Raw genomic sequence first — 12,402 nt, forward strand, 5'->3', positions numbered from 1 at the left:
ACCTTCCCTTCCCGCCTCGCGGGGAGGGAGCGCCTCCCGCTAGCGATTCACCGCCCCGCCCACGCGAGTCACCGTCGCATTTTGTCGATTCTCCCACAGCACCGTCAGCCCGCGCTGCAACGCAATAAAGATAAACAGCAGGATGCCGATGGCGATTTTCGTCCACCAGGAACTGAGCGTACCGTCGAAGTTAATGTAGGTCTGAATCAGCCCCTGAATCGCTACGCCGAAGAGCGTCCCCAGCACTGTCCCAACGCCGCCGCTGAGCAGCGTGCCGCCAATCACCACCGAGGCGATAGCATCCAACTCCACGCCGACGCCCGCTAGCGCGTAACCGGCCTGGGTATAGATGGAAAAGACGATCCCGGCGAGCGTCGCCAAACCGGTCGACAGCATATAGATACGGATAGTCGTGCTGCGGGTTGAAATGCCCATCAGGTTCGCCGAGGCCGCGCTGCCGCCAATGGCGTAGACCTGGTTACCAAAGCGGGTGCGGTGGGCAAGGAACATCCCCAGCACGACCACCAGCAGCATGAGTAGCCCCATCGCGCTCAGACGACCGCCGCCGGGAATAGTCCACGCCAGCCCCGACAGATTGTCATATAGCGGATGGTCAATCGGAATCGACTCTTCCGAGACCAGATAGCTGACGCCACGCAGGAAAAACATCCCGGCGAGGGTGATGATAAACGCCGGAATTTTCAGCGCGTCGATCAGCAGCCCCATGAACGCACCGAAGGCACAGCCCATCGCCAGCACCAGCGGAAACGCCAGCAGCGGCGAAATCCCCCAAAAGCCGATCGCTTTGGCAAGGAACACCCCGGTGAAGGCAATCACCGACCCCACCGACAGGTCGATGCCGCCGCTGAGGATCACAAAGGTCATGCCGACAGCGATGATCCCCAGGAAGGCGTTATCGGTCAGAATATTGCAAATCACTCGCGTCGAAGCAAAGCCAGGAAACTGAGTCAGGCAGTAGAGATAGCCCAACACGAACACCGCCAGGGTGATCATTAAAGGCAAATTACGTTTTATCACGGCCGCGTACCCCTTTCAGTAGACTGATAAAGCGCGGCGACTGAACAATCAGCACGCACAGCACCACCACCGCTTTCACCACCTGATTCAATTCCGGCTGGAAACCGGACAACAAAATCCCGGTGTTCATGCCCTGAATAATCAGCGCCCCGACCACCGACAGCAGCAGATTGAAGCGTCCGCCCATCAGCGACCCGCCGCCGATCACCACCGCCAGAATGGCGTCCAGCTCCAGCCACAGCCCGGCATTGTTGGCATCGGCGCCGCGAATATCCGCCGCCACGATAATACCGGCAATCGCCGCGCAGATGCCGCTTAGCACATAGGCCAGCATCACCACGATGCGGGTGTTCACCCCAGCGTTTTTCGCCGCGCGGATGTTAATCCCCACCGCTTCGATAAACATGCCGAGCGCCGTTTTACGGGTAAACAGCCAGAACAACAGTAGCGTAAGTACGGCGATGATGACCGGCGTCGGCAACAGCATCAGCGATCCGCTGCCGAGCCACGCCAGCGACGGCGAATCAAAGGTGACGATCTGTCCGGCAGTAATCAGCTGCGCGACGCCGCGCCCGGCGACCATCAGGATCAGGGTGGCGACAAACGGCTGGATCTTCAGCACCGCCACCAGAATACCGTTCCACAGGCCAGCCAGCGCCCCCGCCCCCAGCGAGGCAAGCAACACCACCGGCAGGCTGTGGCCAGCGACGGTCATCGAAGCCGCGGTCGCCCCGGCGATGGCCATCACCGCGCCGACCGACAGGTCGATACCGCCGGTGGCGATTACCAGCGTCATCCCGATCGCCAACAGCGCCACCGGCGCCGCGCGATTAAGAATATCGATCGGGCTACCAAACAGCCGTCCTTCCTGCAGCACCACCTGGAAGAAATGCGGCGCGACCAGGCTATCTACCGCCAGCACCAGCAGCAGAGCGATAATTTGCGGCATGCCTTTTGGCCAGTTAAAGCGCCGTTTCGGCTGTCCGCTTTGCGGTACGGTTCTGGGCATCATGCAGGGCTCCTTATGCCGCAATCGCGTTCATGATTGCCGGGACCGATAGCTCGGCAAGCGGAATTTCCGCTACCTGCCGGCGATCGCGCATGATAATCACCCGGTCGGCGTAGCCCACCAGTTCCTCCAGTTCGGAGGAGATAACCAGCAGCGCCAGGCCATCGGCGCAGAGGGTTTCAATCAGGCGGATAATCTCGGCGTGAGCGCCGACGTCGATACCGCGCGTCGGCTCATCGAGGATCAAGAACTGCGGTTTAGTCAGCAGCCAGCGCGATAGCAGCACCTTCTGCTGGTTGCCGCCGGAGAGAAATTCAACGGGCTGCTCGGCGCTGGGAGTACGAATACCCAGTTGGCGAATAAAACGTTCGGCGATCTCGTGTTGTTCACGACGCGAGATCGGCCGCAACCAACCGCGCTGCGCCTGCAGCGCCAGTACGATATTTTCACGCACCGACGCTGCGGCGATAATGCCGTCGGTTTTCCGGTCTTCCGGGCAAAAGCCGATACCGAGACAGGAGGCCTGGTGCGGTGAACGCAGCGTTTGCGGCTTGCCTTTGATCCACGCTTTACCGCTGTCAGCGGGCTTGATGCCGAAGATCACCTCCGCCGTTTCGGTACGCCCGGATCCCAGCAGCCCGGCCAAACCGACGATTTCCCCTGGCCGTACCTGCAGATCGAACGGCGCGATCGTCCCCTTCTTGCCAAAATCTTCAAACGCCGCTACCGGTTTATCGCTCAGCAGCGTGCGTCCGGCGCGCTGCAGGGCCTGGTGATCCAGTTCACGGCCCAGCATCATTTTTACCAGCTCAATCTGCGGCAGCTCGCGGGTTTCCCGACAGCCGACGAAACCGCCGTTACGCAGCACGGTAATGCGGTCGCTCACGGCGTAGACCTGGTCGAGAAAGTGGGTGACGAAAATCAGGCTGACGCCGCTATCGCGCAACTGGCGCATGAGAGTAAACAGCATCTCCACCTCCTGGGTATCCAGGCTGGCGGTGGGTTCATCGAGGATCAGCACCTTTGCCGACAGATCGATAGCCCGGCAGATCGCGACAATTTGCTGCATCGCCACCGAAAAGCGGTTCAGCGGCTCGCGCACATCGAGGGAGAATCCGTAGGAGGCCATCAGCGCGGCGGCGCGCTTTTCCATCTCTTTGCGCCGTAGCAGGCCAAAACGCTTCGGCTCGCGGCCAATAAACAGATTATCCGCCACCGACATATTCGGCAGCAGATTGACCTCCTGGTAGACCGTGCCGATGCCCAACTGCTGAGCGTGGGCGGTGTTTTTCGGCGAAATTTGCTGCCCTTCCAGCCAGATCGCTCCGCGTTCGGCGTGGTAAACGCCGGTGAGCGCCTTAATCAGCGTCGATTTTCCCGCGCCGTTTTCGCCCAACAGAGCCATGATTTCGCCGCGCCGCAGGCTGAAGTTGACGTTATCCAGCGCTTTGACGCCGGGAAAGAATTTGCTTAATCCTTCGGTGCGGAGGATTTCCTGATGTTGGTCGGTGGTCATGGTTCCCCCTGCATCACGCCGGATGGCGCTACGCTTATCCGGCCTACAAAAGAGCGTAATGTAGGCCGGGCAAGCGCAGCGCCCCCGGCATTTTCATGAAGGCTTAGTAGCCCATATTTTTCTTCTTCTCTAACTCCTCTTTCGCCGTATCCGGCAGGTAGAGAGTCGATTTGGTGATGGTCAGCTTCTCAGGCAGCGTGCCGTCTTTTTTGTATTTCTCCAGCGCATCGAACGCCGGGCCGGCCATGTTCGGCGTCAGCTCGACGCTGGCGTTAGCTTCACCGGCCATCATCGCTTTATAGATATCCGGCACACCGTCGATAGAACCGGTGAGAATATCTTTGCCCGGCTTCAACCCGGCCTCTTTGATGGCCTGAATCGCGCCAATCACCATGTCATCGTTATGGGAGAAGACCATGCAGATGTTCTTGCCGTTGTTTTCCGCTTTGATAAAGCTCTCCATCACTTCTTTGCCCTTACTGCGGGTGAAGTCGCCGGACTGCGAGCGGATAATCTTAATGTTTGGCGCTTTGGCTATCGCGTCGGCAAACCCTTTTTTGCGGTCGATGGCGACGCTGGCACCGACGGTGCCCTGTAGTTCAACGACGTTGCAAGGCTTGCCATCGACGGTTTTCACCAGCCAGTCGCCAATCAGTTGGCCTTCGAGCACATTGTTGGCGGTGACGGTCGTCATATACAGCGACTTATCTTTGACGTCGATGGAGCGGTCAAGAAGGAAGACCGGGATGTTGGCCTCTTTCGCTTCTTTCAGCACCGGCTCCCAACCGGTGGCCACCACCGGCGCGATAAAAATAGCGTCCACACCCTGAGCGATGAACGAGCGTACGGCTTTAATCTGGTTTTCCTGTTTTTGCTGGCCATCGGCGATCTTCAGGGTGATGCCGCGCTTCGTCGCTTCTTCCTTGGCAACGTTGGTTTCGGCCGCTCGCCAGCCGGATTCAGAGCCGACCTGGGAAAATCCTACGGTTAGAGGGGCAGCCATGACCATAGATGACATAGCTGCGGAAACAGCGGTAACAAGAAGTAAGCGCTTCCACATAAGGTTATCCTCGTAGGGTTATTGTTGGTTAAAGCCTCACCTGCGGACAAACTATAGACAATTCGTCGTGTAACTGGATGCGTTACATCACACTTCGAAAAAGTGAATGGAATGTTAATTCCCCTGATGTATCTGAGCTGAGCGTTAGTAAGGCTTCACGCCCGGCGCATTGGCCTGATAGCACGGCGAAATTTTGCGCAGAATGTGAACACAAATCCCGCCAATGAAAACGCTTACATTATTTTATTCAGAAAGTAGCTATGTTTATGGATTTTAAGGGTGTCTGACGACGAGGAATTCAGACATCTCCGCCCACATCAGGGGAAAAAGAAGCGAAGACATTCGATGTGAGTTGGCTATAATACCGGGCACTTGTTTGCCAAACATTTTAAAGGAAACAGACATGAGCTTACTCAACGTACCTGCGGGCAAAGAACTGCCGGAAGACATCTACGTCGTTATCGAAATCCCAGCTAACGCAGACCCAATCAAATACGAAGTCGACAAAGAGAGCGGTGCACTGTTCGTTGACCGTTTCATGTCCACTGCGATGTTCTATCCGTGCAACTACGGCTACATCAACCACACCCTGTCCCTGGACGGCGACCCGGTTGACGTACTGGTCCCGACTCCGTACCCGCTGGAACCTGGTTCAGTGATCCGCTGCCGTCCGGTTGGCGTCCTGAAAATGACCGACGAATCCGGTGAAGACGCCAAACTGGTTGCGGTACCGCACACCAAGCTGAGCAAAGAATACGATCACATCAAAGATGTGAACGACCTGCCGGAACTGCTGAAAGCACAGATCACCCACTTCTTCGAGCACTACAAAGATCTGGAAAAAGGCAAGTGGGTTAAAGTCGACGGTTGGGACAATGCTGAAGCCGCTAAAGCTGAAATCATTGCTTCCTTCGAGCGCGCTAAACAGAAGTAATTCTGTTTCTCCGCGAATAAAAACACCGCCGAAGGCGGTGTTTTTATTTGTGCCGGTCGGTAAAAAACAACGCCACCCGAAGGTGGCGTTGCCGTTTTCAATTACTGGTCTCTGTCCAACCAGTTTCCGCTCTCAATCTGCGCAAACCCCTCGACGGAGCGCTGATAGACATACATCCATGCGCTGCCGTAAGGCGTTTGGATCAGATGACGTGCGTATTCACCGCCCTTGGAACGCAGCGCATCCAGTTCGGCCAGCGTCGATGCGTCGATGCGATACACTTCACCATGTACTGTGCCCTTTCCCGGCACCGCGCCTGGATAGTGGCCCAGGCTGTACAGCTGATAATCATCGACACTATGAGCGCCCAGCAACTGGGCGTTGGTCATCCAGTGGCTGTTGCCTTGTTTGCGTCGTAAACTGCCGTAAACAAATATTCGCATTGCTAAAACTCAAACTGATAGAGCAAATCGAGAGCCTGGTCTACGCCAGACACCGCTTCCATATATAGCTTAGGCATCAGGCGATAACGCAGGGTGAGCGTCGCCAGGGAGTCGAAGATGCCGACGCCGTATTTTACCTGAAGACCTGGCAGCACATAGCCGCTGACCACCACCTGGGAGGAGTCGCCTACCCCCTGGGTATCCAGCGCCAAATTGCTTACGCCAAACGTCTCGCCGATTTTACCCACAACCTGACCACTTTGTGCAACCCCCATTCCAATAAGCATTGAGGTCATTGCCGCACTATCGCTCTGTCCACTGCTCAAACCCTGGCCGCGCAGCAGATAAGAAAGCGCTTCCTGCTGAGACATAACCGGGTCGGAGAAGATCTCCGCTTTAGGCTGATCGGCAGATCCTGTGACGCGAACGCCAGCAATCACGTCGTCTTCGGTGGCATCCGGGTTACGAATGGCTTCGATGTTGAGCAACGGCTGATCCGGCGGGCCGGAGAACAGCAGCTCGCCTTTCCGGACGATCAGATCCTGACCATAGGCGTGGAAGCGACCGTCCGGAATATTGATCTGTCCGTTCAGCCCCAGGCCTTGTTTATCCTGCGCCACTTTCAGATCGCCGGTCAGACGCGCTTTCAGGCCAAACGCCTCCAGACGCACGTTGTTGCCGACGTGAATCGTCAGGTTACTGTTGATTGGGATCCCAGCGCTCTGTTTCTGAATCGGCTGCAGGTTTTTATCCAGCATCACTTCATCAGACGACACGCCAACGGCGCTCTCTGGTACCTCATTCACGACGATACGCGCCCAGGGAATGTCAACGTTGCCATCAAGGTTAAACGCGCTTGGCGTGGCGGTAAAGACCACGTCCGGAGAAACATCCAGCCGTACCATCGGCGGTACGGTGATGCGCACCCGACTGCCCTTCGCCGCAATCTGCGCTCGCCAGTTGTCGATTTGCGTCCAATCGGCGTTGCCGCTCAGCGCAATGTGCCCTTGTTTGGTATTCACTGTCCCTTGCAGGGTGGAGCGAGTACCGTCGAAGTTCATCGACAGTTGGCTCGGCTGCATATCAAACGGCATAAAGTTGCCGTCGATATCGATGCCGTTCAGCTGCATCTGGCCAAACAGCTGCGGGTTCTGTACATCGCCGCCGAGGCGCAGGCGCGCATTGAGCTTGCCTTCAGCTTTTTCGCCGCGCTCGAAGATCGGGTTAATCATCGCCAGCGAGAAATTGCTGATGTTGACATTGCCGCCGAGATTACGTCGCCCCTGCGGATCGGTCACTTCCACCTGACCATCGAACTGACCGTTGTTGGTCAGGCGAATCAACCAGCCCAACTGCGCGCGATTATTATGCAGATCGGCGCTGAGGTTCAGGGTATCAAAGGCTACCGGCAGCGGCGCGTCGTTGACCGCCTGGGTAACTTTGACGTTGCGACCACTGAGGGTCACCTTGCCCTGCGGCAGCCCCTCTTTGGTAGTGTCCCAACTGACGTCGGCGTTGCCGCTAAATACGCCGCTGGCCTGAGTCGCTTCCGGCATAAACGGTTTCAGCATCGCCAGATCGAAACGGTTGAGGTTGACGACCGCGTGCCCGCTGGCGCCAGCATCGATAGTCTGCGGCACACACAGCTCAGCGTTCGGGTTGCTCCAGCAGTGCGGCCCGATGCTGATTTTTTGTTCCAGGTTACGGTAATCCAACGCCATGTTACGCGTCAGCGCCACCGGACCGACCGGCGTCTGGAAGCGGGTATTGCTCAGCGTGCCTTTCCAGCGTTCCTCTTTACGATCGAAGCTGCCCGCCAGCGTTAGCTGGCCGGAAACCGGTTCGCCCTGCACGCGCAGCTGCAAATCGTGCTGCTTTTCGGTACCTTTGGCGTTCAGCTGCACCAGGCTGATGTTCACCCCCGGCTGGCTGATGCGATCGACGCGGACATCGAGATTGCCGCCAATCTGATCGCTGGATTTGACGTCGCCTTTGACATTGACTTGCGCGACCGTCAGCTCCTGCCAGCGCAGCGCGCGGGCGGTGATATCCGCCAGCAGCTGCGGCGCGTCGATAGTGCCGCGCACTTTCAGCAGCCCTTTCGCCGTACCGCCAAGCCCTGGTAGGGCGTTATCGAGGTGCGGGGCGTCGATGGTAGCGTCAAGGTTGAGATCTTTCACCCCCAGCTCGCCTTTCACGTCGGCGCTGTTCGGGCCCAGCGCCAGATGCAGACCCGGCACTTTCCACTGCATATAGCTGTTGCCCTGCAGCGAACCGTGGACATCCACTTTGTTTTGTTTCACGTTGCCGGTGATCTTCAGCTCAGGAACCGCCATCTGCCAGCTGCTGCCGTACAGGCTGCCCTGGGTTTTGATAATCCCGTTCAGCTTCGAGGGCCAATCCGGCACCTCTTTAGCGGTGTTAATGCCGTCGAGAGTCAACTCGCCGCGCCAGCTGATCGCCTGCTGCCAGTCGAGCAGCGCTTTCAGTTCGGTTTTCCCCTCCAGCGCCGCCACGGTCAGCTTATCAAGATTGACCTGCTGCTCGTTGCCTTTGGCGTTAAGAGTAATTTTGGCTGGCGGCAGCGATTGGCCTTTCACCGCGGTGCTCAGCGCCATGGTGTAGTCGGTCATCTTACCGCTGAATTTCAACAATAAATCATCTGCCTGGAACTGTTTTTCGCCGGTAAATGGCCAGTACAGCTGCTTACTCTTCACTTCCATATTCAGCGGCAGCCCGGCTTCCGCCAGTTGCGCTTCGGCGCGCAGCGTCATCGCCACCGAGCCTGCCAGATCCACGCCGACCTGCAGCGTCTTGCGCAGCTCGCCGCCCACTTTCAGCTTCACCTTCTCGCCTTTCAGCGGGTCAATGTTCAGCGTACTGTCGAGCGTAATATCGACCGGCCAGTTATCCTGCAGCTGCGCGGTCCCGGAGGCCTTGACTTTGCCCTGGTCGGAATCAACATCCAGCGCGTCGAGTTTCATCTGTCCGTCGATGCTGCTGACCTTCAGCAGCAGGTTGTAGACGGTCATATCGGTGTCGCCGGTCAGGCGCAGCTGTTCGCCGCGGAACTCCTGAATATTGAGGTTCAGCGGCAGATGCACGTCGACCATCTCCGGCAGCACCGGTTTCGAGAACAGATCTTTCATCGTCTCGCCGAGCGGTTTTTCTTCCGGTTTCGGATGGTCAATCTTCGGTTCCACCACTTGCTCCTGCGCCACTTTCGCCACCTTCGGCAGCGCGATAAGCAGCCCCTGCAGCGAGGTCGGCGTCAGAGTCAGGTTCTTTTCCTGCCAGTGCAAACCGGTGGAGAAATCACGCAGCGAAACGGCAGTGTTGTCGATTTTGACGTTGACGTTATGCAGCGCCACGCGGCTGAGGGTGATCGGATATGGCGTCGACAGGTTCAGCGGCCCGGTATTTTCTTCCGCGACCGGCGCCGACGGCGGCATTTTTTTGGTATCGATAGCGACGTAGATATCGCGCAGCGAGATGTCGTTGACGCACAGGCTGCTGTCCCACAGGCAGCGCAGCTTGACGCCGAGATGGAACTGCCCGGCGGTGACCGCCACGCCCGGCTGTTCGAAGCGCACATTCTGTAAGGTCAGATCACGCCAGCCGCCGGTAACCTTGCCGATCTCCAGCCCCGGCACCCAACGGTCCGCCGCTTTCAACACCAGATGCAGGCCGGTAGTCGTGCCGACTAAAAAGCCAACCGCGCCGATCAGCAGCACGAAAAAGAGTAATACGCCGAGGCTTATTTTCTTCCATAAACTCATAATTCAGGCCCCAGACCGATATAAAACTGTAAACCGTGTTCATCTTTGTCGCCGATAGGCCTGGCGATATCCAGCTTGACCGGCCCTACTGGCGATTGCCAGCGCACGCCGAAGCCCGCGCCGGTTTTGAAATCACTGTTGCGAATGTCGCTAACCGCTTCGCCGCCATCGACAAACACGGCGCCCCACCATTTACCGGTGACGTTATATTGGTACTCCAGCGAACCGGTTGCCAGCTTTGAGGCACCAATCAACTTACCATCGTCATCCTTCGGCGAGATTGATTTGTATTTATAACCGCGAATACTGCGGTCGCCACCGGCGAAGAATCGCAGATCCGGCGGTACCTTGTTAAAGTCATCGGCCTCAATCCAGCCGAGGTTGCCGCGCACCACAAAGCGGTGACGGTCGTAGAGGGTACGGATCCACACGTCCTGCGCCTGTACAACGACAAAGTTAATGTCCGAACCCCACATGGTGTTGGAGTAGTCCACCGAGTAACGCTGGGAATCGCCCCAGGTCGGCATCAGGCCGCCGCGAGAACGGGTACGGTTCACCGAGACGCCAGGATAGAGCAACATGGTGGTATTGGTGACGTTGGCCTGGGTAAAGTGGTCGAGACTCCAGCGCAGGTTGATGGCGCGCTGCCAGCCGCTCGACATCTCCCAGTATCGCGATACGGCAAGCGTAGTGGAGTCGGCTTTGGTATCGTTGAGATCGGTGCGTTTAAAGCCGCCCTGCATCAGGTAATACTGTTCAAGCGGGCTTTTTAACAACGGTACTTTATAGCTGAAATCGAGCTGCTGCTCCGGCGCGGAAAGGCTGATACTGGAGGTCAGGCTGTGGCCATAAGAGTTCATCCACGGCTTTTTCCACGTCGCTTTCACGCGCGGCCCGACGTCGGTGGAATAACCGACCCCAGTTTCCACGGTGTTCTCTTTGCGCGGCGAAACGACGCCCTGCAGAGGCAGCACCTTGGTTTTGCGCGATTTATCAAACTGCGGCGCGACAACCACCGAACTAAACCAGCCGGTCGCGGCCAGGCGGCGGTTCAACTCCGCCAGATCCTGCGAGGTGTAGTAATCCCCCTGCTTAAACGGCACCAGGTTTTGTAGATACTCTTCACGGATTTGCGAACCGGTAAAGCTCACCGGGCCGAAGCGGTAGCGTTCGCCGCTGTTGTAATCAATGTCCCAGAAGGCCTGGTGACGGTCGAGCGACACGCCAAGCTGGCTTTTATTGAATTCGCTATCGAAATAGCCTTTGCGCAGCGCCACCTTGGTGAGCGAGCTTTTGAAATTGTCATAATCCCCGTGATTGAGCACGGTGCCGATCGCCGGACGCGTTTTCAGCAGATCCAGGTAGTCACGGTCGGTGCGCGCGCCGCCGCGCAGAATCACCTCGGTGCCGCCGATACGCACCGGCTCGCCGGGCGTTACTTTGGCAATTAATACCTGACGCCCCTTCTTTGGCGGCGGACGCAGATCAAAATCGATGGTCGGTTGGTAGTAACCCAGCGCTTTCAGACCCACGCGGATGGCATCATCGACGCGCGCGCGAAAGCGACGGTCCGGCGTGACTTCATCACTCTGGATCGTGGATAATTGGGCGCGGACGTTTTTTTCCAGTTCCCCGGATAACCCCTCAACCTGCAAACGCACATTCGCTGCGCTGGCGACCCCGCTGACCAGTAAAAGGCTGGTAACGCATAACTGGCGGATTTGTTGCACGTGTTCTCCTGAATATCCTTGTTTCCCCCCGAAGGAAACGCAAGTGCCGCTCCACGGCTTAACAAAACCCTAACAACTAAGGGTTGAAAAAGTGACGGTAACCCAAATAATTCTTATGTTTAAATCTAGACGTATTGAGCGTGTTTATTGTCTAAAAAGACACGCTTCGTTACAACCTTAACCACAAATTGAGTAATTGAGAGGCCAACCGTGAGTCTATTTGATAAAACGCATCTTGTCGCCCAGGGGGATGCGCTGCCGGGGCGTAACACGCCGATGCCGGTGGCCACGCTCCACGCTGTTAACGATCATTCGATGACTAACGTCCCTGAGGGGATGGAAGTGGCGCTGTTCGCGATGGGCTGCTTCTGGGGCGTCGAGCGCCTGTTCTGGCAGCTTCCAGGAGTCTACAGCACCGCAGCGGGCTATACCGGCGGCTATACGCCAAACCCCACCTATCGCGAAGTGTGCAGCGGTGAAACCGGGCACGCGGAAGCGGTGCGCGTGGTCTTCGACCCGCAGGTCATCAGCTATGAGCAACTGCTGCAGGTCTTCTGGGAAAACCACGATCCGGCTCAGGGGATGCAGCAAGGCAACGATCACGGCACCCAGTACCGCTCGGCGATCTACCCGCTGACGCCGGAGCAGCTTGAGGCGGCAAAAGCCAGCCTGGCGCGCTTCCAGGCAGCGATGCGCGACGCTAACGATACGCGCGGCATCACCACCGAAATCGTCGCGGCGAAGCCGTTCTACTATGCCGAAGACGACCACCAGCAGTATCTGCACAAAAACCCGTACGGTTACTGCGGTATCGGCGGGATTGGCGTTTGCCTCCCGCCGCAGGCGTAATCCCTTCGTCTGAAGCCGCCTGGGCGAATAATTATCGCTCTGGT

The 12,402-nt window shown here is 57.5% G+C and carries 9 protein-coding genes; 2 read left to right on the top strand and 7 right to left on the bottom strand.

The window, feature by feature from the left end:
• Positions 1–39: 39 nt before the first annotated feature.
• From yjfF to PYR66_21135, 4 genes are all read right to left on the bottom strand, one after another.
• On the bottom strand, positions 40–1,038 hold the full coding sequence (gene yjfF, locus PYR66_21120) for a sugar ABC transporter permease YjfF (protein ID WEF27750.1): 999 nt from the start codon (positions 1,036–1,038) through the stop codon (positions 40–42).
• Positions 1,025–2,050: an ABC transporter permease gene (locus PYR66_21125; GenBank protein ID WEF27751.1), complete on the bottom strand. Its 1,026-nt coding sequence runs from the start codon at positions 2,048–2,050 to the stop codon at positions 1,025–1,027. Before PYR66_21125 ends, yjfF begins: the two co-directional genes overlap by 14 nt.
• A 10-nt stretch (positions 2,051–2,060) precedes the next feature.
• Positions 2,061–3,563: a sugar ABC transporter ATP-binding protein gene (locus PYR66_21130; GenBank protein WEF27752.1), complete on the bottom strand. Its 1,503-nt coding sequence runs from the start codon at positions 3,561–3,563 to the stop codon at positions 2,061–2,063.
• A 103-nt stretch (positions 3,564–3,666) separates the two neighbouring features.
• Entirely contained in the window at positions 3,667–4,623 is a 957-nt protein-coding gene (locus PYR66_21135; GenBank protein ID WEF27753.1) for an ABC transporter substrate-binding protein, read from the bottom strand.
• A 403-nt stretch (positions 4,624–5,026) separates the two neighbouring features.
• Between PYR66_21135 and ppa the strand changes: the two genes are divergently transcribed.
• Positions 5,027–5,557: an inorganic diphosphatase gene (gene ppa / locus PYR66_21140; protein WEF27754.1), complete on the top strand. Its 531-nt coding sequence runs from the start codon at positions 5,027–5,029 to the stop codon at positions 5,555–5,557.
• A 101-nt stretch (positions 5,558–5,658) separates the two neighbouring features.
• Here the strand turns inward: ppa and PYR66_21145 are convergent, their stop codons facing one another.
• From PYR66_21145 to tamA, 3 genes are read right to left on the bottom strand one after another with little or no spacing between them, the layout of a single operon-like run.
• Positions 5,659–6,000 (bottom strand): gamma-glutamylcyclotransferase, encoded by a 342-nt coding sequence (locus PYR66_21145; GenBank protein ID WEF27755.1) that lies wholly within the window; start codon positions 5,998–6,000, stop codon positions 5,659–5,661.
• 2 nt (positions 6,001–6,002) lie between these two features.
• On the bottom strand, positions 6,003–9,779 hold the full coding sequence (gene tamB / locus PYR66_21150; GenBank protein WEF27756.1) for an autotransporter assembly complex protein TamB: 3,777 nt from the start codon (positions 9,777–9,779) through the stop codon (positions 6,003–6,005).
• On the bottom strand, positions 9,776–11,509 hold the full coding sequence (gene tamA, locus PYR66_21155) for an autotransporter assembly complex protein TamA (protein ID WEF27757.1): 1,734 nt from the start codon (positions 11,507–11,509) through the stop codon (positions 9,776–9,778). Before tamA ends, tamB begins: the two co-directional genes overlap by 4 nt.
• 210 nt (positions 11,510–11,719) lie before the next feature.
• On the opposite strand from tamA, the gene msrA reads away from it, so the two are divergent.
• The gene (msrA, locus tag PYR66_21160) at positions 11,720–12,358 is read left to right on the top strand and encodes a peptide-methionine (S)-S-oxide reductase MsrA (GenBank protein WEF27758.1); all 639 of its coding nucleotides are present in this window, start codon (positions 11,720–11,722) and stop codon (positions 12,356–12,358) included.
• The last annotated feature ends 44 nt before the right edge of the window (positions 12,359–12,402 follow it).

The organism is Klebsiella aerogenes (assembly GCA_029027985.1).
In the GTDB taxonomy this organism is placed as follows: Bacteria; Pseudomonadota; Gammaproteobacteria; order Enterobacterales; family Enterobacteriaceae; genus Klebsiella; species Klebsiella aerogenes_A.